Origin of the sequence: Cellvibrio sp. ARAG 10.3 (assembly GCF_051846955.1) — a bacterium.
In the GTDB taxonomy this organism is placed as follows: domain Bacteria; phylum Pseudomonadota; class Gammaproteobacteria; order Pseudomonadales; family Cellvibrionaceae; genus Cellvibrio.
Genome location: NZ_JBPYCU010000002.1, coordinates 23,522 through 48,306, shown reverse-complemented (window position 1 = coordinate 48,306; position 24,785 = coordinate 23,522). Strand labels below are relative to the sequence as shown.

Sequence of the window (24,785 nt, the reverse complement as noted above, 5' to 3'; positions counted from 1 at the left end):
TCCGACGGTTTACTCCAACAGTTCGCTCGTCAATAACACTTGCTAACCACACTATTCCGATTCAGCAAGTTTTCTCCATTGCTCCATCAGCTGTTGATCCAGCTTGAATTGCTCGCCGGTCTTCGCCATCAGTTCAGGCAAACGGGTATCGGGATTTTTCTCGAATAAAGCCAGCAGATCGGACAGTTGTTCTTGTTTTGCCACAATGGCAAGCGTCGGCCAGTTCAGTGCATCGTAGCGGGCGGGCATCACCAGCAAGGCATCAACAATCGCGACCAGCGCGCGGGGGTTATCCTTGGTATTTTCGTGCAATTCCTGCGCAGCTTTCCTGGCTGTATCGTCGTTTACCGGGCGACGCTTGAGAATGTCTTCAATGGACACCGATGGACCGCCATTACCGGATTCCAACTCCTTGATCCGTTGTTCAGCCTCGGCCAGTTTCTTTTCAAGGTTTTCCTGTTCTGCGAGGATATTCTTATTTTCTTCTTCCAGTTGGCTGACTCTTTCGCGCAGGGCGGCGGTTTGATCATCGCCAGTTTCCGCAGCCTCCAGGGCTTCTTCAAGTTCCTCAATCTGTTCATTAAGATCGTCGATCAGAGCCCTGGCTTCGTCGAGACGTTCATCCGGCGTGCGATTCAGTTCCAGCAGCAGGGCTTCGTTGTCTTCCTCCAGTTCATCAATACGTGCTTCCAGTTCCTCCACATCCTGCGGTAATTCAGCATCAATATCCGGCAGGTCTTCGTAGCGTCCTGCTGCCAGAACGATGGCGCTGACCTGGGTCTCTGCCACACGCGTTGGTCGCCTCACATAGAGAATATTTTTGTCACCGGCCCAGATTGCATTCCAGATAGCTGAATCGGTATTTTCCTCGTGCGTAGTTTCGCCATACGCGCGCAGTGCATAATCATCCAGATGGGGCGGGTGGAGGAATTCACGTTCGCTTTCCGACAATGAACGCGTGTGCTGGAGCTGCCGTGCGCGCAAAGAAAATTCGTGGTCGCTCAGCGGCACCAGGATGACGATATCGACATCAGTATCTTTTTGCAGGTCGATGGGTTCCAGCGCCTTGCTCTGCTCAACAATCGCATTGATGTCGTCGAGTCGAACCGGCGCAATACTGACCTCAAAACCTTCGGGAAAGTAACCCTGATAACCATTGACGGGATCGACACAACGTTTGGGGATTGAGCCAAAAGGTGGCATCAGATCAAAGTAATGCGCAGCGGGAAAAGGATCTTCGCGGGTGCTTTGCTGGCGCAACTTTAATACGTCCTGTAAAAGTTCCTCGTAGTGATAAAACAAATCCATTTGCAGGTTGTAGCGCGACTGGGCCGGCCGGTGTTGCCGACGCAGCAGGCCGCGGTCCAGCCATTGTGGCTTGCCATTTTCGACGGCGAGTAATCCCAAGGCTACACCATTCTCGGACAACTCCGCTGGCTGGGTGCGATGCGTCACAATAAAATCCCGCACCAAGGCCGCTCGCGATACCACCGAGCTGTGCAACCGTTGCCCCGAGGATTTGGTTGAATACACGTAGCGGGTGGGCAATGCCTGCAAGGTCAAGACAACACCTTCCGCATAAACATTAAAATGAAACCCGCGCTCTGCTTCCAGGTCGCGCGGATACATTTCCGCACTGCCTTCGCCCTTCTCCGCGTAGGCCAGCACCACGGCATACAATCCCCGTTCCAGATAACGAAAGCCGGGATTCAGTTCGGCCATCTTTGCCGGATCGTAAAGATTAATTTCAAGGGTTTCTTGTTCAAGCTCCAGGATACGCCCGGAGGGAGCAATGGCTAATCCCGGTGTGACCAGCAGCCGTCCTTCGTCAGTGAGTTGGATATCGAGCCCCCGGACAATACCCTGTCCGATGACCCGACCCGCTTCTCGCAGGCGTTCATCCAGATAAAGTTGATCACGAATTAAATCCGAAGCTTTGAGTAAGCGGCCATCGTAATAGTTGGTACGCGACAGCTTGGGATCGATACTGGAAATATTGCGCGCTTTATCTTCAGCCAGCGCAAAATTTACCGGATTAAACGGACTTTGAAAAAAACTCATGACGTAGGCTCCTGTCTGCTCAACCACGCCAGCTGGTTTGCCGTGCTGACGAAAGGACGCACAAGGTTATTAACAGTAATGCGGGCGGGATCGATATCGGGTTGCAGGTCCGCCGTTAGCGGAATGCGTACTTGTGCCAACAAGGTGCGGGATAAATCCTCAATATCACCATCAATCTCCAATGCACGATTGGTCGCTGGAATGGCGTAAATCAGGCGACCCTTGTCCGCATAAAATTGCGCTTCTGACGTATGGGCTGCTTGCATAAACGCCGTTTCTGTCGGTGTGAAATCCGCTTCCGGATCAACCGTTTCCAGATTCAAACCGCGCCAGGGATTTTCTGTACCGGAAGGTGTGGGGCCGGGAATAATTTCCAGCAATACACTGTCGCGTGCACGGCTGGGTTGTACCGGGTCGGTTCCGGCGTTGATCTTGCGGGCTAATACCGGTTGTAATCCAGTGGCGCAAGCGTGGTATCGCATGGTGATCAATAAACTCAATACTGTGTCACCTTCGATAAAACCATCGCTCAATAATTGATTGCCTTCGGGTTGCTCAATCTGCGCCACCAGCCAATCGCGCAGATTGACGCAATAGGGTTCAAAACTCATCACTTCACGACCCAAACCATCAACACCAATACCGGGTGTGACAATCAAACGCACACTGATATTGGCCGGTTCCTCGCCGGGTTCTTCTGTTTCGCTGCCTTCCGGCGGGTCCAGTTTTACGGCAAAACCCACCAGGGTTCCTGCACCGTGAAACCAGTAATTGTGACGATTGATGCGCAAGCGATGGTAAGCCTGTTCCGCGCGCGTCGCATCGATACCTAACAACATCCCCGCTTCAAAATTCACGCGCTCCAGCGGCGTGTGAAAATCGGCGTCCTGTTGCAGGTGTTCTTCAAGTGTGAATTGGCTCATCAGTGTTCTCCCGTAAAACCGCGATTGCCATACAACAGGTCGGTGGGCGATAAGGCCGCATGATTACGCATGACGCCTTCGCGGCCCAACCAGGTATCATCCAGAATAACCTCACGCCAGGGCATGGGATGTTGCAAGTAAGTATCAATGCCCAGCAAGGGCGAGAGCCCCAATACAAACGGCAAGTCACTTTCAATAATTTTCCATTCCAGATGCGCCGGAATCTGTTGCACCAGACATTGTTCAATCACCTTGCGAAGCGGCTGTGCATCGCCGTGCAAGACAATGGACAGGCGATAAGCGTAGCGATCAAAAAACGCTGTAACAGCTTCTTGCTGTTCGGAGGTTTCTGCCAACTCCGGCGCAAACAGCGCAAGGAATTCCTGCGCGGTTTCGTCCGTCAGGATCAGCGATTCACCGACAATACTGTTACCGCTTTGGCCGGTGCCCAGGGTCAGCGGATGATCGTTATCATCCAGGTCAATACCGATAATGGTCGCCAGCGTGCGCCGCAGGCGATAATTTTCCACTGGAATAATCTGGCCGCGACTGACGGCGCCATCGGTGGCGACATCCAGCGCGAGGCAAAGGCCTGCATAGGTGCCTTTGATTTGTTGCAGATAACCTTCCACTTCCAGCCAGCGCCGTTTACGTGCTGTTGGCCAACTCGCGGACATGGTGGATGCGATGGTAGCGCCCAAACGCATCAGGCGTCGTTCCGGTGTGGTTGCCGGATACAACCAACATTCGGCGTTAACGATGGTTTCTTCTATCGGTGTCATCAATCCTTCAAAACTGGCCAGCATTCGTTCACGCACATCGGCACCATTAGCCGTGCGTTGATCGTTAATGTCGATGTTGTCCTGCTGATGAAAATGTTCCGGCAAATAATGCGCTTGCCAGGAGAAACGCGGGTAATACACCCGCATGCTCGCAATGGCTGGTGTATGCCGCCCGTCACCGCGCATGGAAATCTTTAATTTCAGGTAACGACCGCGAATTTGCCGCACGGCGCCGCGCTCGCGTTGTAGTTGAATTTCAAATAGCCCCTCGTGATCCTGATCCGGCTCGAAACGTCCGCGATAAAAAGGTAGTTCAGAATGGCGCGACGACCAGAGCGGTGCTGGCTGTTGTTGCCAATCGGAGCCCTCCTTATCAAAATCATCAAATGCCTTTACAAAAATACGCAATTCGCAACCCGGTGGAATACAGGCTTCCATATACATCCGGTGCCACACCGTATCGTAATTGCCGGAATCGAGCGTTTGATTGAGGATGGCACTACCCTCGCCTTTAAACCGCGCTTGCGACAAGGGATACAATCGTTTGGGCCCCTGCTCCGACAGATAGCGCACCATGCCCCGTTGGCCGGTAACAAAGCGCACACTCTGTTGGCTGTGTTGCGGATAACGGCGCGGTTCAAGCGTAAAAGTGCCACCCTCGTGCAGGAGCATCACTGGTAAATCCAGCGCGGGATCGGCGGTATTTTCCTGCGGGACCATCAGCACGATCTTGTGCGGTGCCAGCACAGCAACGTCAGTAAAGAAGGGTGAATCGGGTAAGTGCCAAGTGGACAGTACCGCAGCGGGGTCATCATCCAGGCTGCGCACCATGAGTAATTGTTTGTCGGTACTCTGATTCATCAGCAACAGGTACAGTTGTTGCTCGTCAGCGCAGACGGCAATAATCCGCAGGTCATCCGGCAGGTTTTGTTGCCAGTGAAGTTGCAGCGGGTGAGGATTTTCCTGCAAAGGTTCAAAGCGATCACGGCGTTTTTGATAAGCCTGGGGTAAAGGTTCGCCCTGACATAACCCCAACCAGTTATTGCCCACAACCCAGATACGATTCAGGTAGTCCACCCACACACGTTGCGCTTCATGTTCGATATCCAGGCGCAATTGCCAGCGTCGTGCAAGATGCACCACTATCAAACCGCGTTGCGTTGCGCCTTGAAATACCAGCGCAACACGGCCATCACCACCCAGATGCACATCCATAAACTGAGTGTTTTCCGGCGCATCCACCGGATCAAGGCTGATAGCAGCAGCGATGTCACCGACGGTACCCTGGCTACTCGCCAGCACAGGGCCTGCTGTTGCGCTTGCATCGCCTGCATCAAATCGCTGTTTTTGTTGCCAATTGAGTGCGTAAAAAAGTTGTTGGCGGTCTTCGCTTAAAAAGCCTAACTGACCAAACGCATCTTCAACTAACGGCCGCGCTTCCTGCCATTGCAAAAATGCGCCGGCGCGATTGATGACCGACACGCGCGGCACCTGCTGAACCGCAAGGCGAAATAAGGCCACGGACTCATCCCAGACACAATGATCAAAGCCGCCGGTGCGAAAATCACCGGCGCTGCTAAGTAATTGAAATTGTGTTCCGTAACTGTCCATTCGTTTTAAACCTTATGAATTAACATAATTCCGGAATGATCGGGACGGCGATTGCATCGTCGTCATCGTCGCTGCCCATGCCGCTGGTGATGGCTGGCGGCGGCGGCAAGGCTTCGCCTTCGTGTGTCTCCACTGTCATCACTTCCGGTAGCTGGTATTTCTGTAACGACAGCTTGTCTGTTTCTACCCAGTCACCCTGTTGTGTTTGATAAAACAAGCGGACATGATTTACCGCCAACACGCCATTCACGCGGGCTGCGACGGTAACCAATTCATTCACTTCCAGCGCGCGTCCCATCGGCCAGCCTTGCGCCAAATGTCCGCCGGGTGCCAAAGCCCACAGGTAAATCAACAGTGCCTGATTCACTGCATTCAGGGTTTCTGTCAGAACACCGGGGTCAATCACTTCGACGCTCAGGGACAGCGCGACAGAAATAAATTCCGGGCTGAGTACATACAATTCGGTGCCGAGCAATTTGCGCTCGTCCATATAGGTGTACACATCGCGCAATAAACCCACGGTCGGTTTGGGCGCAGCAGCAAACGCGGGTAATGCAGGCGGCATGACGAATAAACTGACCACGCCAGGTACATTAAAACGCACGCTGGCCAGGCTGTTGTTTGGCAATAAACCGGGAATCATTTCAGCGCGACCGACAGGGGCAACCGGGTTATCGCGAGCCAGTTGAATAAAATCCTGTTGGGTCACTGCGCGATTGCGATGTTGCAAATGGGCTGGAATACGTTGTTCTGCTTCGGCGACGGTTTCTGCATCCAGGCCGTGAGCGGTGCGCCACTCGTGACGCAATAAAAATTGTGTGCTGGCGGGTGTAATCAACTGCTTGATATTGCCCGCCGGTAAATTGCCTTGCCTGCCGCCACCGTAGCGATAATAAGCCGCACGAATTCGCGCATTGGGTGCGGGACGGCTGCCACGAATACCATCGCCGAATTGCACGGTTCCGGTCGCGCTGTCAAAACGGTAGACGCGGTCGTCCGGCCTGCTCGCTGCGAAATGGGCAACCGGTTGCCAGGGCACATAGGTGCCGTGCTCGCTGACTTCAATCTGTAAGCTGGCCGCGTCTACATCGGTACGATTCAACATCGCCACCTGGCCTACCCGACCATCGCCGATGCCGATCACCTGATCGCGCGCAATCCCTTGGGCAATCACATCGACGGCGTTAATGCCCAAATAACCCAGCTTGAGATCTGTCTCGCCCGGTGCACTTAAACTCAACCAGCACACTATCTGTTCCGGCGGAATATCGGCGGGTTGTTCCGGCGGCGTATTAGCGAAGCCAGCGTATTGTGGATCGCCCGCAAATTGGGATTTCAATACCCCAACGCTTTTAGGCAAACGCAAACGCACCACGCCAGTTTGTCGCCCACCTTTAGAGGTGTCCTGAATCACCTCCAGCGGCAGGTACATGGCTTTACGATCAGTGGCATTTTTTTGCCAGATGATGTGCCACTGTAATGTGCGCGGCGCCAGTGACTCCGCAATCTCCGCCGGTTGATCATCCAGTGGTGCAATACCGATATTAATAATTTGTCCGGCCAGGTTTTCACGGAATTTTTCCATGATCGCCGGCGCCGCGAGCTTTTTATCCGGCAGATGCAATAACAGATAAAAACGTTTGTCCTGGCTGTGCGCCAGGTCCAGTGTGTCCTTACCGGCGCTGAAGCTGCGCGGGCGAAACGCTTTGGTTTTCACACCGTAGATTTCGCGCAAACTGTGCCGCGGTATACCGAGTGAATCCAATTCTGAATCAGAGACGCTCTCTTTGGTCATCACCGCCATCGCCAGAGGCGTGGACTGTAATTCACCGAGCGTGCTGAAGATCACTTCGCCTGCCGCCAGTGTACTTTCGCTGCGCAATAGCGGCGGTAATCCGGGCCCTGTCGGTTTGGTATCAATTGAAACGATACCGCGCGCGGCTTGTGCGGGCCGCATGGGCAAATGCAACAGATTTAAAAAGGCTTGCCGTTGACGTTCGGGAATCAGGTTTGCGCGGTAGATGACGGACTCTGTCATCCATGCGAACACGTCAACCAAGGCCAACATGGGATCGCCTTCGACCAAAGGCTGCATCTCGGGCAAATGCGTTTGCAAACGCCGCCGTGCTTCAGCCACCAGGTCGTCGAAACTTCGATTATCGAGTGATGTAATGGGTATTGGCATCGTCTTAACTCAATTGCAGTCCCAGTTCCAGGTTGTCTTCCTCGGCGGTCATCTTGATTCGGTAACGTAAACTCAAAATAACCTTGTTCAATTGCGCCGGTTCGGTGCTGACGGTTAATTCCAGGATATCGATACGCGGCTCCCAGCGTTGAATGGCTTTGAGCGCCATATCCGCCATTAAACGGCGCGTGGTTTCATTGTTGGGTTTATGGATAAATTGTTTTAATCCTGCCCCGAAATCCGGACGCATCAATCGCTCACCGGGTTGCGTCAACAAGATATTCCAGATCACTTCGCGCACGCTCTGGTTGCCTGTCGACCAAGGCAAACGTTTGTTATCAAAACCGCTCAACGGAAAACTGATGACCGATGGCATCGTCATGATCCTTGCTTGCGACACAAACGCGGCAGTTGCAGGAATGCCCAAGGCAGCCAGAAAAAAATCAGGTTCAACAAATTCAGGATGATCATCAATAAGATCATCGCGCAGATGGTGATAATCGGAATACTGAAACTGATGCTGAAACCGAGGCATGCATCAAGGCGATTTTTTTTGTTTTGTTTTTTGAATTCCATATCCGGTACCACGCTGTTCAGCGCTTCTGCCATGGATCTGGGCGTTAAAAAGGTGACGCCTTTGGCAAAGCCGCGTTTGAGATCCTGGAATTCAGGCAACTGAATCACCACCGGGCGCGCTGCTTCCGCATCCAGCGGACTAGCCACGCGAAAGGATTGGCTCGGGCTACCCCAGGCGATGGCTTCATCACCGCAGTCGTTGCGATAGCGCACAAACGGCACCACAAAGTAATAATCGTCTTTGCCCTGGGTATAGCGTGGCAGCGGCAGGGATTTTTCAATTAATTGTTCAGCTTGCTCTGCGCGCAGCACCAATTGCTCACGCAAATTGGCGGCCTGGGTTTCACGTATGTATAAATCCTTATTGATGCCCGGCAACACAGAAAGCGCAGGTGGAGCCAGATTTTGTTTCGCATGCAGAATGTCTTGTCGATCCAGTTCCGCCAGCCACATAAACAAGTCATCGCAATGTGTCTGCAGGTAATGCAACAGCGTCTCCACTACCGGACGACCTAGTGTCGACGCATCACCAGCCACACCCACATTCACCACAATGCCGTCGTAAAAATAAATCTGGGATAAGAGATAACGCAGGGCTTCGTTGTCTTCAATGGATACATCAAACACTTGATAGCGTTGCATTAGCGTGCGTAACAATCCGACAAATGCGCGGGTCGGTATGCCGTTGTCCACCTGCAATCCGGTTTCCTGGTGCCAGTGGAAATGTTGTGCAATTTCATCAACCACTTCTGACAATTGGCCGCTGCAATCGCAGACAGGTTTATCGTTGTTAACATCCCAACTGCCGAAGGGCCATTCGTGCTCCGCCAGTTGTCCGGCGGCGGACACTTGTGTAGCGCCTGCCGGTGATGTTGTGTTGTCCTCCACATCGCTGGCCAAACTCGCCTCAACAGAACCGCTTAAAGGTAAATAACCAAACAGTAAGGTGTGATTACGACTGTGCTGCTCTGTTTGTTGAGCGACAAGTTGCGTATGCAGCGGGTGAGTTTGTTCGCCACTGTAAGGCGGTGTTTTCGGTTTACTTTTTATAAACCCGCGTTTCAGCAAACGACGATAATGATCCGGTTCCTGCTCATGATCGATGGCATTGGCGGGGCGCCAACCAATGGCCACGCCGTCGCGTACCTGCCAGGTCTGGTAATTGTGTGGTGTGCCTTTGCGCACCACCAAACCGGCAGACACAATGCGCGCGGGATCTAACGCGGGCTGCCCCTGGCGATCACAACTCACCTCGCAGGACACCACATAAAACGTGCGATGAATCGGCAGCCGCAACACCACGCGATCCTTGCCAAAGCGATCATCAGTCAACCAGCGTTGTGCGCTGCGTCCTGCCAGTTTGCCGGTGCTGGCTTCGCGCTGGAAGCGATCAATGAATTGATCATCCAGATAACGGTGCAACATGGTTCCGTCACTGCTGGCAGCGTAATAAGGCGCCGTAACACGAATGCCGTGATGCTTTACCATATGTTTCCTGCTCCCGGTGTATAACTGGTACCGACCACGGAGGTGGCGATCAGGGTATCGCATTTCACCACGCCCGAAAATTGGCTCATCGCCGCGTCCACTTTTACCATTCCCGCACTCACATTCACTTGCGAAGCCTGCACCTCAACCGTTGATGCACTGACAATACTGATGCCCGAGGTAGACAGAGTTACCGACTCACTACCCTTTTCAATCTTGATTTCGCCACCGCTAGCTTCAGTGATCGTCAGGTGATAGCCGCTGCTGGTTTGAATGTTGACTTTCGGCCCATCACTATCATCAAGAATCACCCGCGTACCCTGGGGCGAAATCAAACTGTATTTATCTTCCACCGCTTGCGCATCGCCGGGATGACTGCTGCCACCACTCCAGACAGCGCCCAGCACTACTGGCAATTCCGGACTTAAAAAAGCCAGCACCACAATTTCATCGACCTTCGGTAAACAACTGATGCCATAACCCTGGCCCGCACTGCTGGTCATGCAGGTGGCCCACAGTTGCATGCCGGTATTTAAGATCTCCACCTGCAACCGTCCACGGGTTTCCGGATCACTGTTATCCAGTACCCGCCCGAGGTGTAACGCCTGTAATACACCGGCCTGATGATTCATAACAATTAATCAACCACTCCAGCCACCACGTTGCACTTTCAGGTGCGTGATATAACCGCGCTGCGCATCAAAACAATGCTGGCAATCCACCACTTGATATTTGCCTTGCAAGCGTTGGCTTACACCCTGTAATTCCACTTCGCGACCGACTCGCATACTGGCGATGCCGCTGCATAAAATATCGCCGTATAAAAAACGTTTGGCTTTCTGGTGAAAGCGCCCTTTTGCCCAATCCTGGGCTTCCAGTTGTGTGCGCGCGAAAGGTTGCGGAAAAATCTCCGTTTGTCCCCAGGATAAATCCTGCAATATATCCACCGCCGTGGTGTCACTCGCACCGGGAAATTCATTGTTCTCACTGTCAGAATCCGCATGGGTACCCAGATCAAATCCCCTGACGTGCGCATGCGTGGGTTGATGATTAAGATCAGCGGCAATGCGCAGGTGCTGAATATTATTTTGCGGGTGCAGCGGTTCGGGTCGTGCATCCGGCTCTTCGGCTTTTGCGCGCAACCTGCCATTGTCAATGCGCAGGCTCACATCATAGGGCGCCAGTAAGCGCGCAATAAAAGCCAGGTTGCTTTCATTCATCTGATGCCAGGTACTTTGTAACTGACTGACCTGGATATCCGTGTCCAGCCCAAGGTCGCGCACCAGCGACGTGATTACGTCATCAAGGCTCATGTCCTCAAAGACACGGTTGTGCCGACTCCGCGCCAGGTGATGCAACACATCTTCTGCCAGCAGCACCAGCTGCGGAGCACCGTCACCGTAACGTTCTTCGATAGCGGTTATTTCGCCACTGAACAAGGGTTCTGTATCGCTGTCGCCCGCCAGGATCTCTAAACGGTCGCCGTGTTCGATGGATTGAAAAGCAAAGTCCGCATCGCCGTCCGCACTGTTGCTGCGCCAATTGACGAAGCGCACTTCCGCATTGGCCATACCACTCAAGGGCAAATTAATACGCATATCCAGCAAGGCTGAATTTAATTCCGGGCGCAATTCGTTTTGCAGACGAATACGCGGGCGCGCGTTGACAGTGGCAATATTTTCTTCAGTCAATTTTCAACCGCTCCTCACGTTCCATACTGAGCGCCAGCGCTTCCATCACCTGTTGCTCCGCTTCATCCAGACCGGTTGCGGTTGCCGATTGTGTCGCGTGATCGGCCGGTGCTTCAACGTGGGTAACCAGTTCATTGATAATCAACGGCATGAGTTACCCCTCCAGTTCCGTGTGCGCATCGAGCCGCAGTGTCACATTGCCCTTGATGGTTTTTTCTGTTTTCAATGAAAAAGCGCCGGGAATACCAGTGCCCAGCGCAGCAGATTTTCCCACATGAAAACCGAGCCCTGCATTTGCTGAGATGCCAACACTTGCGCCGAGGCTGACGCCGGGAATTGATAAACCGGACTGAGCACTGAGTCGTGGATTTTCCATGCCATTAAACAACGCGGTCTCGCGCCATTGTTGAGGCTTTTTATTAGCAGCGCGGGTGGCGCTGGCGGCGCTCACATCTTCACCGCCGGGGGCAAACCTGGGTTGGTTACGGCCGCTGGCGGTTACGCTCGGATCAGTTTCAAATTGATAGCGATCTTCTTTGAGCGTCAGTGCCAATGTCGCGCGCAAGGGCACACCTTCCGATGAAAAATAATCCAGCGTTTCGTTGTAGCTACTGACCATACCGACAAAAACAAAAGCACCCCATTGGAACCGGCACCGCTTCGGCGCACTGGGTCGTTCCGCTTCAGGATTCTGCGGTTGCATGAACACATCGGCAATGGCTTTGGTCAACAAACGCACATCGGTGTTGGCTTCATGGTTAGCCTGGGCGGCGCGCGTTTGTGTTTCAGTTTTTGGCTTACCGTTGGCACTGTGTGAACCATTCACCGCCCCCGGCACACTGGTATCAAAAAGTAGCTGCACTGCCAGTGTCGATTCACTTTTATCAATGTACTGCGCTGCACTGGAGGTTTCACCACCGGCATTATCCGCCTTGAGCGTGTTCGACAAGGTCACGCGCAAACTCGTGGGATTAAACTGGACGATGATATGCTGCGTTTCATCGGTTTCCGGTTGATCGCCATTCATAGGAATCAATACGGCTTTGGTCAAGGGTGGGCTAGTACTCATGTTACTGACCCTCCGTTTGCAGCGACAAACCTTCGTGAACCAGATGCAGTTCTTCGATAGCGACCTGGCTGCTGCTGGCCGATAAATCCGGACCTTTAAATTTGGTTGCCATGGCTCGTTCCAGTTTCCAGCTCAACACCGGTTTAATGTCCTGAGTAAAGCGGTTGTTGTCGTACACTTCGATAATGCCGGTCATACGGTAGGCATAGTTCGCCTGGCGAGTCGTCACATCAAACCAGCTGTATAAATCGCGCACCGAGGTTACGCCGCGTTTTAATACGATGGCCGGAAAGGTGGTGTTACCGGCCAACTGGATTTCGCCCCAGTTACGTCCGCCCTCCTTCATTGTTTTGGGTGTCATGGTCGATTCAAAACCGGAGACTTCGCTGAACGCGCCCTGACAAATGGGCGAGTTTTTATCGCCATCAATAGCGTACAAGCTGACTACAAAACGAAACGGAACGAATTCAGCCACGGCTTATCTCCAGGCGATCCTGTTGCAACCGCAAACGAATGGTATCGATAGGAAATGCCGGGGCGATATCAATAGTGAAGATCAGAGTCGAAGGATCGTTGTCGCTTAACAGCCGTTGAATAGTAAATGCCTGGTCAGCCGTCTTGCCACGCAACGCGCCCAGCTGATGTAATCGATTAAAAAAATCCTGTAACACAATTAACGGCTTTGGGTCAGCCGGGTCGACATTGAACAGTAACTGATGACCCAAGCGTTCAAGTTCGCGATACACCCAGCCCAGAAAGCGGGAGATCTCACCACTGCGGGCATGTTCGGTCTGATCGCCAAACACACCACCACACAGGCGCTCATCATCAAGCTCTGTTTTTTGCAAGCGCGAACGCAGCACACCAATCGCTTTGTCGTTGCGCAATACTTCGATGTGTTGTTGCGACAGGCGCGGAAAGGGTTCGTAATGTCCCGCCAGTGGAATGCCGGCAACAGATCGCCAGGCACCTTTACTGGCCACAATTTCTGCCATCTTCCCTGCCAGCAACCCCGTTGCGGTCAACAGGCGACGGCGGTAATCGCGCACGTACGGGTAAATTATCTGCACGCGATGCAAAGCATCCGCGAGTTGGCTTTTCTGCAAATTGTTTACATCCGTCAGCGCACTGCGCGATTCCTGCGGTACCTCGCCAAGTAGCTCGCGATCAAAGGGTAAACTGATCAACAAACGCAGGTCGGGGCGGAAACGGGAAATCGATGCGAGCATAGGCCGCAAGAGTGTGCCGAAAGCACGCGGCTCCGGAGCCTGCTGCATTTCTTCGCTGTTACGCCGCTCGCGCACACCGTCCTCAAGGTTGGTACTGCAGGGTAAAAACTGCGGTACCGGGTTCGCAATGCGCAGGTGTGGCACGCCTTCAATCTGTGCCGGTATTTGTAAACGCTCCAGGTCCGGCATCACCAGTAAACCTGCGCGGGGCAACGCCAGCGCGCGCATAAACGCATTACCCGCACGAGTATCCAGTGTGGTGTTCTGCTCGTCGGGCATGAAGGCATGTTGCGCCAGCATCTGATCAACGTTGATGATCCACAATTTTTTAAGCACATGGCTGCCGCTGTAACGAAAAAAATCTTCAACGGCTGCCGGCAACCATAACTGGCTTCCCGCAAGGCGGCTGCGATACACAGTCGCCGGATTTTCGCGCGGGAATAATTGCAGGAATTCCGCCAGGGAATACAGCGGGATGGGCAAGTTGTACAACGGATCTGGTTGATCGATATCTTTCTTTAGTGCGTCCAGTGGTTCGGCATAACCCAACGCGGCTATCTCCGGGGCCATGGTTTGATGAGCAAACAGGACACGCTTGTCTGCCGCACCGGGGCAGTGTCCGATCATCACTACCTCAAAGGCAGCCTGACGGTCCACCACCGGTTCCGGATCGAGATATATGCGCTTGCCATCAAAATTCATTGCACCCGTTCCCTGCCCGTTTGCACGTTAAATACATGCATGGTTTATATGTTTTAAATCATGCGAACCCTGTGAACACGTATCAGGACTCCTCAATCATCTCCACCGACAACACCAGCTCTTCCATGGCGACATCGCCGCCGCCTTTGGCCGTCAGGGTGGGTCCGGTCCACTTGATGGGGGTAACACCATGCAGTGTCCAGGTCACCACGGTTTGCTGGCGATTTTCGCTGAGCAGTTTAATGGTGATGCCATCGCGCTTGGCTGTTATCTCGCCGTCCCGGGCCTGGTTTAACCATTCCCAGATATTTTCTGCACCGATCACGCCACGTTTGAGCGTCACATCACCGCTTTTGTGGATGCCCAATATTTTGCTGACGTAATTCACTTTGGCATTACCCGCGCGGTATTCTGCCACGGTGACTTCTGCATTTAATCCTGAAACTTCGGAGAATCCGCCGATGACTTCTTCTTCGCCACCGAAGCCGGTATTCACCAAAAAATTAAACGCTGAATAAGGTGTTTCTCGTGAAATAGGCATAATCAATTCCTTTCTAGGGGCTGAAGAAATTAAGCATCAGCCGTTTTCTGGCCGACCCGGAAAACGACAAATTCAGCGGGACGCAACGGCGCCACACCCACTTCACAAATCAGCCTGCCATTATCAATATCGTTTTGAGTCATGGTGCTGCGATCACAGCGCACAAAATACGCGGAGGTGGGTTTGCTACCGAGCAGGCGGCCATTTTTCCATTCATTGAATAAAAAGCTTTCCACCGTAGTGACTACGTTCGCCCAGAGCTTTTCACCGTTGGGTTCAAACACGGCCCACTGGGTGCCTTTATCAACGGAGCGTTCGAGATACAGGAAATAGCGCCGCACGTTCACGTATTTCCATTCCGGATCGCTGGATAAGGTGCGCCCGCCCCACACGCGGTGACCGCGACCGGCGAAGGAACGCAAACAGTTTATGCCGTTGGGATTGAGCAACTCCTGTTGGAATTTATTGATATCCTGCTCGAAGCGCAGTGCACCCAGGACCGGTGTATTGGCGGGCGCTTTGTGCACACCAAAGTCAACGTCGGTACGTGCATAGATACCGGCCATAAAACCGGAAGGCGGTAGATTAATCGTTTGTGATTGTCCGGTAGGATCAGAGGTAACCACCCAGGGTGTATAGAGCGCGAGCCGGGAATCGTCAAAGTTATCGCGGAAGGCGCGCACTTCAGACAAACTCATATTTTCGCGGCTGTCCACCAGCCCGATGCGGTAACGCATCTTCACGCAATGCTTGAGCAATTCGGACACCACTGCCTGGTGATTATCCGGATCATTCGCTGCCGCCGGTGTCATCACAATGGCAATGTCTTCAATCTCCTCCAATGCCGCCAGCCCCGTTGAACCTTGTTGTTCATCGGTCTCACCGGCGTAATCAATGGCAATCGGCAAACTGCCATCGGTGCCACCTTCCAGCACGATGATGTAGCGCGGATCATCGAAGGAATCTTCGCCGGGGTTTAATAAATCGGAGTTAAATAAAGTGAAGAGCGCAGTGTGTAACTGCTCAACAGTACCTTCAGCTTCCACGGCAATCGGTTGGGTTAATCCATCCAATTTCTTTTCCGGGTTTTGACGCAGCACTTTGGAGACGAAATTTTTTTTATCGCTATCGAGCGACAAACCAGCGGCCCGATAAACCACCTCACCTTTACCGGGAATCCCTTCATCCTCAACACCGATTTTACGGCGGATAACGTCGAGGGAGAACTCCCGCAGGACGTGCAACGACTTCACCGCGTTAGGCGCTATAGCAAGTACGGCAAGGTCAAACGAATTATTTTCTGACTCTATATCCGGCAGAGTGAAAACCAAACCATCCGCATCCACCAATCCGCGGATAATTCTGTTGCCGCCCAGATTAAGCCCGGTAAATCCGACAATATCTACCGCCTCATTAAGCACTAGCTCGGCTGGCGTATTATCAGCTAAAGGGCCACTGGCAGGCTGGGCTGCATAAGTCACCCTGAACTGATCAAACCGCGCGGTAGCGACGCTATCGGTAACACCGGTTCCTAAATCAGCTACATCAATAAATTCAGTCACCGGATCGGCATCTCCTGCCGCTGCATTGGTTACTTGCGCGCTGGTATCCTCAAGAAAGGTAAATCCCGTTGCCGTTTTTTCAGCTAGTACTCTCAGTCGCAGCAACGGAAAATTCCCACCGTCGTGAGTAACGGTTCCCTGTAACTGACCCGCCTCTATATTTTCCAATACCAATAAACCGATTGAACCTTCGGGGATTTCATCGACGTCTGGATAATTTCTACTTTTCAGAAGATTCTGCGCATCTTCCCAAATCACCTCGACATCAAAGTTGCCGCCTGAACCGGGAAAGCGTGCCTCAATATCCAAGCCGCCCTCTGCAACACCAGCTGTTCCTGCCGAACTGCCGGAACCATTAGCGTCGGTATCGTTACCGCCGTTAACCACGCGGGTAACAAACAATTGCTTGCCGCCGTTTTCAAAGAAAGCGCGTGCGGCCAGGGCGGTATAATTCAGATGGGTTTCGTCACCAAAGGTCAGGGAACCGGGGTCACCGTATATCCGCTCAAACTCGTTGTAGCTGGTGATAACTTCCGGCGTACCACGCACAGGACCATAACGGGTTGGCCCCGCGATGCCGGCCACACTGGTGCCTACACCTTCGATAGATTTTGAACGGAAACTGACTTCTTCGACAAACACTCCAGGAGCAAGATATTCCGGCATGACCAGATTCCTTTTGCGTAGGTTAATGGGGCCGTAACGGCATGTTCAGGTAAAAAATGTCTAACCTTGTCTGAGCACAACAAAGGGTTGATCCCGACTGACAATTCGCATCGTGTTACCCGGTGTTATGGCGAACTCGATGGACGGTAAAAAAGTCCCGGCGTCAGTAAAACTTTCAATGTTTGCATCAATAACTTGATCCGGGTCTATCGCTGTTATTTCGCCAGCAGTCTCGGCTTGTTCTTCAACCTGTTCCGGTATCTGAACCGTCAACACGGCAGCATAGTTCGATGCAGGTGCGTCTTTAGCCAGGGCCGGCATACGGTTTAATGGCAAGATAAAATCGCCGTGCGCATCCGCCTGTGCGATGAATCGTAGCGGGTTACCTACTGTCGGTGTAACCACTGCCGTGACCAAAGCCCAGGCGGCGGGCGTAACAGGTTGATCATCCTCTGCATCAAACATCAGCGTGCCGGTCAGCGCACCGGCAGACGGAATTGCTGTACCCGAAGGTGAGCGGTAAAGCGCTAGCCAATGTCCTGCGCCCTGCCCTGCATTGATGGTAAAGCGCCGCGGATTAAAATAACGGCGGACCGGCGAGATGAGTCCACGCAATAAATAAGTGTCGGTAGCGGGCCGGGTAAAATCTGTTTCATCCTTTTTTGCAATGCGTTGCAGCGTTTCCGGTTCCCGGCGAAACAACGTAGCTTGATGCGCTTTGTGAAGCACGCGTAAATCGCGTGGTGCCTGATGCAAGGTGATTGCCCAGTTATCATGCACCATGGGGCGATGATCCGGCGCTGAAAAACCGGTGGCGTCGTAGCAGTGAATGTAATCACTACCATGGCGCAGGGGAATTTCGAGCAATTGCGACATCAACATAAAAATTCCTTTCAAGGATTCCGCTTTTGTCTTCAGGTACGCCAACCTTTTTTTCTTAATCAGCTGCCTTTTATCACATGCATCGGCGTGACAAGGGTTTGTACCCGTGGTCCGTTGACTCGTTCCGGCACCGGCAACAAGCGCACCGTCTTCACCAGAAAAGGCACTGATAATTTGTAGCTTCTTGGCAAGCCATCCCATATGCGCAGCAAATCTTCGGTGCTCATTTCTTCCGGAATAATCTGCACATTTTCATGGTCCTGCCAAAATTCATCCGCACCGCCGATATGGGAGATATCCAGCTCCAGCGAGGCACCTATGTGTTGCAAGCCCCAACTGATCAACGCACTTTCGTTTTCACCGGTATCGGTCCAGGCCACCAGCAGAAAATGCAAATTGATCGGTAGTTCCGGCTGCATGGGCTTGGTGGTGTTAGTGGAATTCAGGTACCGGTTCCTGCCGAATGGATCTACCGAAACACGGTGCAAATAAATGCCGAGATGATTACCCGTCGGTTCCGCATCCAGTTCTTTGGTCCCCAGGATGACAATACCTGGCGAGGTAATGAAGCTGGCAAGATCTGCTTCTGCGCGCAGTTCCAGGAAATTCCTTAACGCTTCCAGAATGGCTGGAACGGCTCTGAACGATGCCACTCTGTGATGCCTCCACTTCCCGTGAATTTAACCTTTGTAATCCATTGAGCAAGCTCTATGCCAGTTGAAATGTGTTGAATAACCCATTGAAAATTAAGTTATTTTTTTGTTGGCGTGATGTAAGGCGGGTAAAAAAATACGCACCAGGTTCTGTCCGATAACCGGCGGAAAACCCTATGGTTACTGTGTGCGGCAGCACACGAAGTGATGGGTTATTTTGGCCCGCGCGGGTAAAAAATTACCCGCTTTTATGGGCACATTCGTGCCGCCAACAGTAAAGCCGATAGTTTGTACGGGAGCACGCACCTCCTTACACGAACCTCCTTATTAAGGTGGGCACGCACGTCTTGTAAGATGAGTACGCAACTGCGGGCCACAAGAAAAGCTTTTGTCCTAACATAAGATCGGGTAAATTGGCACAGCAGCATTTCGGTAACCTCATTCGCCTCGCATTACGACTAATGATTGAGAGGAGTTTGTTATGTCCCATGACCTGTCTACCTTTCAAAGTACGCATTTCTCTCCCGAACAATCCAGCCTGCATCAATTGATCTCCGAGCTTCTGGAACAGGCTGATATCAAGATCAACGGTTCTCGTCCCTGGGATATCCAACTACTGGCCCCCGGTGTTTTTGAACGCGCGTTTTCACAAGGTAACCTGGGTTTGGGCGAAGCTTATATGGATGGCGATTGGGAGGTTCAGCAGCTGGATGAATTTTTTTGTCGGTTGTTGCGCGGACGGGTTGCACAACGGGTCAAACCGCACAAGTTGATTTTCCATGCACTGCGTTCGCGTTTACTCAATCGACAAAATACCAAACGCGCCTGGCAAGTGGGTGAAGTGCATTACGATTTGGGCAACGATTTTTACGCAGCGATGCTCGATCCGCGCATGACCTATACCTGCGGGTATTGGAAAGATGCCGATAATCTTGCCCAGGCCCAGGAAGCCAAGCTGGATCTTATTTGCCGTAAATTGCAGTTGCAACCGGGTATGCGGGTATTGGATATCGGGTGTGGCTGGGGCAGTTTTATGGGCTACGCTGCTGAACACTATCAAGTGGAGTGTGTGGGGGTTACGATTTCCAAAGAACAGGTCAAACTGGCGCAAACGCGCTACAGCGGATTACCGCTGGAATTTCGTTTGCAGGATTACCGCGAAGTTAATGAAAAGTTTGACCGCATTGTCAGCATTGGCATGTTTGAACATGTGGGTCACAAAAACTATCGCACCTATATGAAAGTGGCCCATCGCTGTTTAGTGGATGACGGCCTATTTTTATTGCACACCATCGGCAAGAATCGCCGCCGCACCACGCCAGATCCCTGGCTTGATCGTTATATTTTTCCGAACAGCGAACTGCCGGCAATCAGTCAGATTGACGAAGCGCTGGAAAGTTATTTTATTGTGGAAGATTTTCATAATTTTGGTGCAGATTACGATAAGACGCTGCTGGCATGGTACAACAATGTGGTAAATGCCTGGCCGCAGTTTTCAGCCCAACTTGGCGAACGTTTTTTACGAATGTGGCGCTATTACTTATTGTCGTGCGCCGGTTCGTTTCGTGCACGCAATATTCAATTGTGGCAGTGGGTGCTCAGCAAACGAGGCATTCCCGGCGGTTATCATCGGCCGGAATGAGAAGTGCAGCTTATCTCCATTTATCTGTTATAACCTCGCCATACTCTGGCGTGCCGGGGAAATTTTTATACAAAGGGTGATGGTGCGAATCTGTTTATTGTGATATTTTTCACACGAAATAAACATTGGCGCATAAAATAATCTAAAGCGGAACTCAATACCGAAAATAATAGCCAAGCTGAAGTAATATCTATCATCACCATCAATAATAAACGTGAACAGAGAAAATTTTTCGCGATGTATTAAGGGGCTTTCTTTTAGTTTTACCTTTTAATTACGACTAAAAGATTATTGATACATTACGATTTGAAGTAAGGCAAACGGAAAAACACGCAACTATAAGCAAGTTCAACCGTACACTAGCAATGTGAAACAATAAGTAAGTAGCAGTAAATATTTTATATATAAAAATCAATAATAAACGCAAGTTATCAGTGCGTTCCACACAGTTCACATCGACGTAAACCACGGCCACTGTTCGATATTTTCGAATAGCTGCGGTGAGTTTTATTTTTTCTTTGTTGCCTGTCAGCCAGGTACATCACGCCTGCCCTGCTGTCGTCTGACGACCGCGCTACGCCGTGTTATCGCTGACTCGCACCGGAGAACCCTCAACATTGAACAAATTCAAACGCCAGCCTGATTCATCAGGGTGGCGTTCGTCTGCCATGGAGCGACCAACAGGCCGCGCAGCCTGAAAAAGACAACAGGGAAGACACAAGCACGTAATGAGGTCCCGCAGCTCTAGGGTATTGCGTGTGAACACACAAAAAAGAGCATGAGCCATAACTTCTTAAATCATAAATAAGATAGGAGCTAACAAATGTTAACGGCAAATCCAAAGGGCTTAAGCCTGGCAGTGGCCGCGCTCAGCATTGGTATCGCTGCGGCGGGTTACGGCAACTCTGCCGAGGCCGCCGTGTGTAGCCATGTCATTAGTAACGAATGGAACAGCGGCTACACTGCCGCCATTCGCATTACCAATGATGGCAGCACCGCGATCAATGGCTGGAACGTGAGCTGGCAATATAATGCTAACCGCGTGACCAGTTCCTGGAACGCAAACCTCAGCGGTAGCAATCCTTACACGGCAACCAACCTCGGATGGAACGGCACAATTCAGCCCGGCCAGACCGTCGAGTTCGGCTTCCAGGTTAATAAAAATGGCGGCAGCGCTGAGAACCCTACCGTTAACGGTGCGGTTTGTGGCAGCAACGGCAACCAGTCATCCGCTGCGAGCAGCACCGTGAGCTCCGTGGCCTCCAGTTCAAGCCCCAACAATAATACGGGCGGGCAATGTAACTGGTACGGCACCTTGTATCCCCTGTGTACCACCACGCAAAGTGGCTGGGGCTGGGAACAAAATCGTAGCTGTATCTCCCTCAGCACCTGTAGCAGCCAGCCGGCGCCTTACGGTCCGGTTCCGGGAGGCAATTCTTCCAGCGTGGCGTCCAGCGCTCCTTCAAGCGTTGCATCAAGTGCACCTTCAAGTGTGGCCTCGAGCGCTCCTTCGAGCGTTGCCTCAAGTGCACCGTCAAGTGTTGCGTCAAGCGCACCCTCGAGTGTTGCTTCAAGTGTCGCTTCGAGCGTTGCCTCCAGCGTGGCCAGTTCTGTCTCATCCAGCACGCCCACCAGCGGCCGCTGGCGTGTAGATTCAACCGGTAAGATCACCAAAAACGGCAGTATCTTCCCCGTTCAGTGTGGTGCCTGGTTCGGTCTTGAAGGTCAACATGAGCCAAACGATGCGGAAAACAATGCAGGCGGCGCGCCGCTGGAAATGTACGTCGGCAACATGTGGTGGGCAGACACTGGCCGTACCATCCAGCAAACCATGACGGAAATCAAAAACGTTGGTATCAATGTGATTCGTGTGCCTATCGCACCACAAACACTTGATCCGACCGATCCGCAAGGTATCGGTGATATCCGTGCTGGTGGCGTATTGAAAAACCATCCTTCTGTACGTCAAACCAACGCTCGCCAAGCGCTTGAAGATTTCATCAAGCTGGCGGATCAGAACGATCTCGAAGTGATCATCGACATCCATTCCTGCTCCAACTATGTGGGCTGGCGTGCCGGCCGTCTGGATGCAAACCCACCTTATGCGGATGCGACTCGCGAAGGGTATGACTTCACCCGTGAAGAGTACTCCTGTGGCGGTGGTGCACCAAATGATGATCCATACAACGAGCAACTCTGGCTGGAAGACCTGCGTACCATTGCAGCGTTTGAGCAGTCTCTCGGCGTAGACAATATCCTCGGTATCGACATCTTCAACGAACCCTGGGATTACACCTGGGACGAGTGGGCTACCCTCGCTGAAAGCGCTTACCAGGCGATCAACGAAGTTAACCAGAACGTCCTGATCGTAGTGGAAGGCGTAGGTTCCGTGAAATCTGACGGCACTGAAGTTGCCCACGGCAGCATGGACTACAACCCGAACTGGGGTGAAAACTTCTTCGGTTTCGCTGAGCGTCCGCTCAACATTCCGAAAGAGCGTCTGGTACTGTCTCCGCATACTTACGGTCCATCGGTATTCGTTCAACGTCATTTCATGACCGGCGAATGTGCTGAGCTGGAAGGTGATGAAGCGGGCCGCGCTGACTGCCAGATCACGCTTGATCCAACCAAGCTCGAAGCTGGCTGGCAAGAGCACTTCGGCTACTTGCGTGACCAGGGCTATGCGATGATCATCGGCGAGTTCGGTGGCAACATGGATTGGCCACAAAATACGCGCGCTGCCGAACAGGAAATGTGGAGCCACATCACCACTCCTGTGGATCAACAATGGCAAAACGCGTTTGTTGATTACATGATCGAGAAGGATATTGAAGCCTGCTACTGGTCCATTAACCCGGAATCTGCCGACACCGGCGGTTTGTACGAGCACTCGCACATTCCAGAGGTGAACGAATCCGGCTGGGGTACCTGGCTGAACTTTGATAGTAGAAAAACCAGCTTATTACAACGCTTGTGGAACGGTAACTAATCATTCGGCGGGATCACCTGATTGATCCCGCCACACAAGTTGAAAATTAAGCCAAGCCTTACGGGGCTTGGCTTTTTATTTTTCAGGCGTTGTGCAAAACCCAACGACAAGCGGAGCAGCAGCTGCAAAAGTAAATATTACAAACCTTTGTAAATTTATGATTACAGATGTTGTTAAACGCGCAATCACGTCCTTCCTGCTGCTGTCATTTCTGCTCATTCTTCTATCACCACACAAGATCCCACAGCGCCTTTGACGAGTTCAATGCCGTATTAACGAATTGGCATGGTTATGGCTCAAGGATATGGGCTGTACTATCAGCCTTTTAGTTTTATGCACATACATGGTTAAAGCTAAAAAGCAATAAGCGCAACGGTAAATCAACAAAGGGAGTTCAAGGGTAAACGCCGTGATGTCGTTTGCGTGGCAAAAGCACAGACATCGGAATCCTGATGAATACCCGGAAAATTGCTGATGTTCTGTGTTTACGATTGATCTCCCTGTGTTGAGGACTACCAATGAAACATTCAATGAGCAAACGCATTCTTGTAGCTGGCGGTGGCGGATTTCTGGGTATTAATTTGTGCAAAAACCTGCTGGAAGAAGGCCATGACGTTATCTGCCTGGATAATTTTTCGAGTGGTAGCAAATCCAATCTTGAGCTTGTTTCTTCATTCAGAAACTTCACGCTACTGGAACAGGATGTCACCGATCCTATCAATGAGAATGTAGATGAAATCTACAATATGGCCTGCGTTGCCTCCCCGGTACAATATCAGGCTGACCCTTTGCAAACTATTCGTACCAGCACCGAAGGGATCAACAATTTACTCAAGCTGGCCGTCGCCAAAAAAGCGCGGATTTTCCAATCATCCACCAGCGAGATCTACGGCAACCCCCATGTGCACCCGCAACAGGAAGATTACTTCGGCAACGTGAATCCCATCGGCCCACGCGCCTGTTACGACGAAGGTAAACGTTGCGCCGAAACCCTGTGCATGGATTACCACCGCATCTTCAATGTCGACATCAAGATTGCACGCATCTTCAATACCTATGGCCCTTATATGCAACCGAATGATGGCCGGGTGGTATCCAACTTTATTGTGCAAGCCTTGATGAATCAGCCGATCACCATCTACGGCGACGGCAGCCAGACGCGCTCTTTTTGTTATGTCGATGACATGATTGCCGGCATCAAGGCGTTGATGAAGACACCACAAACGGTTGTAGGGCCGGTCAATCTTGGTAATCCCGGCGAGTTTACCGTGCTGGAACTGGCGTCCAAGGTAATTGAGATGACTGATTCATCATCGCGGATTCAGTTCTATCCCCTGCCGCAGGATGATCCGATCAAACGTCGGCCGGACATTACACGCGCTAATCGCCTGCTCAACTGGCAACCGCGTGTGAAACTGGAACAAGGCCTGGCCGAGACCATTCAGTATTTTGAGAAATTACTGAACAACAACGCGTTGATTGCGGCCACCCACTCTGCCTCAGCAAATCCACATGTCAATATGGAGCGTTGAG

General features: G+C 52.0%; 19 protein-coding genes. 3 read left to right on the top strand and 16 right to left on the bottom strand.

The genetic code is table 11. The features are described from left to right. Positions 1 to 51 precede the first annotated feature (51 nt). The 16 genes from ACSV5M_RS02985 to ACSV5M_RS02910 all read right to left on the bottom strand — a co-directional run bounded on the left by ACSV5M_RS02985 (position 52) and on the right by ACSV5M_RS02910 (position 18,621). Complete coding sequence (locus tag ACSV5M_RS02985) at positions 52 to 2,061, bottom strand: hypothetical protein (RefSeq protein ID WP_439174079.1); 2,010 nt, start codon at positions 2,059 to 2,061, stop codon at positions 52 to 54. Next, positions 2,058 to 2,984, bottom strand: a complete 927-nt coding sequence (locus ACSV5M_RS02980) for a hypothetical protein (RefSeq protein WP_439174078.1) — start codon at positions 2,982 to 2,984, stop codon at positions 2,058 to 2,060. Before ACSV5M_RS02980 ends, ACSV5M_RS02985 begins: the two co-directional genes overlap by 4 nt. After that, positions 2,984 to 5,377, bottom strand: coding sequence for a hypothetical protein (locus ACSV5M_RS02975; protein WP_439174076.1), 2,394 nt, complete (start codon positions 5,375 to 5,377; stop codon positions 2,984 to 2,986). The genes ACSV5M_RS02980 and ACSV5M_RS02975 overlap by 1 nt, the downstream gene beginning before the upstream one ends. A 19-nt stretch (positions 5,378 to 5,396) precedes the next feature. Next, complete coding sequence (locus ACSV5M_RS02970) at positions 5,397 to 7,562, bottom strand: putative baseplate assembly protein (RefSeq protein WP_439174075.1); 2,166 nt, start codon at positions 7,560 to 7,562, stop codon at positions 5,397 to 5,399. A gap of 4 nt (positions 7,563 to 7,566) precedes the next feature. After that, the gene (locus tag ACSV5M_RS02965; RefSeq protein WP_439174074.1) at positions 7,567 to 7,938 is read right to left on the bottom strand and encodes a GPW/gp25 family protein; all 372 of its coding nucleotides are present in this window, start codon (positions 7,936 to 7,938) and stop codon (positions 7,567 to 7,569) included. A gap of 2 nt (positions 7,939 to 7,940) precedes the next feature. Then, the gene (locus ACSV5M_RS02960; RefSeq protein WP_439174073.1) at positions 7,941 to 9,626 is read right to left on the bottom strand and encodes a hypothetical protein; all 1,686 of its coding nucleotides are present in this window, start codon (positions 9,624 to 9,626) and stop codon (positions 7,941 to 7,943) included. Further along, complete coding sequence (locus tag ACSV5M_RS02955; RefSeq protein ID WP_439174072.1) at positions 9,620 to 10,258, bottom strand: phage baseplate assembly protein V; 639 nt, start codon at positions 10,256 to 10,258, stop codon at positions 9,620 to 9,622. Before ACSV5M_RS02955 ends, ACSV5M_RS02960 begins: the two co-directional genes overlap by 7 nt. Before the next feature lie 9 nt (positions 10,259 to 10,267). Next, on the bottom strand, positions 10,268 to 11,317 hold the full coding sequence (locus tag ACSV5M_RS02950) for a phage late control D family protein (protein ID WP_439174071.1): 1,050 nt from the start codon (positions 11,315 to 11,317) through the stop codon (positions 10,268 to 10,270). Next, positions 11,310 to 11,468 (bottom strand): hypothetical protein, encoded by a 159-nt coding sequence (locus ACSV5M_RS02945; protein WP_439174070.1) that lies wholly within the window; start codon positions 11,466 to 11,468, stop codon positions 11,310 to 11,312. Before ACSV5M_RS02945 ends, ACSV5M_RS02950 begins: the two co-directional genes overlap by 8 nt. A 3-nt stretch (positions 11,469 to 11,471) precedes the next feature. Further along, the gene (locus tag ACSV5M_RS02940; RefSeq protein ID WP_439174069.1) at positions 11,472 to 12,386 is read right to left on the bottom strand and encodes a CIS tube protein; all 915 of its coding nucleotides are present in this window, start codon (positions 12,384 to 12,386) and stop codon (positions 11,472 to 11,474) included. 1 nt (position 12,387) lies between these two features. Then, positions 12,388 to 12,861: a phage tail protein gene (locus ACSV5M_RS02935; RefSeq protein ID WP_439174068.1), complete on the bottom strand. Its 474-nt coding sequence runs from the start codon at positions 12,859 to 12,861 to the stop codon at positions 12,388 to 12,390. Beyond that, complete coding sequence (locus tag ACSV5M_RS02930; RefSeq protein ID WP_439174066.1) at positions 12,854 to 14,317, bottom strand: hypothetical protein; 1,464 nt, start codon at positions 14,315 to 14,317, stop codon at positions 12,854 to 12,856. The genes ACSV5M_RS02935 and ACSV5M_RS02930 overlap by 8 nt, the downstream gene beginning before the upstream one ends. 82 nt (positions 14,318 to 14,399) lie before the next feature. Then, a complete protein-coding gene (locus ACSV5M_RS02925) occupies positions 14,400 to 14,858 on the bottom strand; it encodes a phage tail protein (protein ID WP_087465587.1) in 459 nt (152 codons plus the stop codon). 29 nt (positions 14,859 to 14,887) lie between these two features. After that, complete coding sequence (locus ACSV5M_RS02920) at positions 14,888 to 17,086, bottom strand: phage tail sheath family protein (RefSeq protein WP_439174063.1); 2,199 nt, start codon at positions 17,084 to 17,086, stop codon at positions 14,888 to 14,890. Between the two features lie 60 nt (positions 17,087 to 17,146). Further along, a complete protein-coding gene (locus ACSV5M_RS02915) occupies positions 17,147 to 17,968 on the bottom strand; it encodes a hypothetical protein (protein ID WP_439174061.1) in 822 nt (273 codons plus the stop codon). Between the two features lie 59 nt (positions 17,969 to 18,027). Continuing rightward, the gene (locus ACSV5M_RS02910) at positions 18,028 to 18,621 is read right to left on the bottom strand and encodes a DUF4255 domain-containing protein (RefSeq protein WP_439174060.1); all 594 of its coding nucleotides are present in this window, start codon (positions 18,619 to 18,621) and stop codon (positions 18,028 to 18,030) included. A gap of 481 nt (positions 18,622 to 19,102) precedes the next feature. On the opposite strand from ACSV5M_RS02910, the gene cfa reads away from it, so the two are divergent. The 3 genes from cfa to ACSV5M_RS02895 all read left to right on the top strand — a co-directional run bounded on the left by cfa (position 19,103) and on the right by ACSV5M_RS02895 (position 24,784). Beyond that, positions 19,103 to 20,263 (top strand): cyclopropane fatty acyl phospholipid synthase, encoded by a 1,161-nt coding sequence (gene cfa, locus ACSV5M_RS02905; protein WP_439174059.1) that lies wholly within the window; start codon positions 19,103 to 19,105, stop codon positions 20,261 to 20,263. An 823-nt stretch (positions 20,264 to 21,086) separates the two neighbouring features. Next, positions 21,087 to 23,252, top strand: a complete 2,166-nt coding sequence (locus tag ACSV5M_RS02900) for a cellulase family glycosylhydrolase (protein WP_439174058.1) — start codon at positions 21,087 to 21,089, stop codon at positions 23,250 to 23,252. Positions 23,253 to 23,770: 518 nt separating this feature from the next. Further along, on the top strand, positions 23,771 to 24,784 hold the full coding sequence (locus ACSV5M_RS02895; protein ID WP_439174056.1) for a UDP-glucuronic acid decarboxylase family protein: 1,014 nt from the start codon (positions 23,771 to 23,773) through the stop codon (positions 24,782 to 24,784). Position 24,785 lies beyond the last annotated feature (1 nt).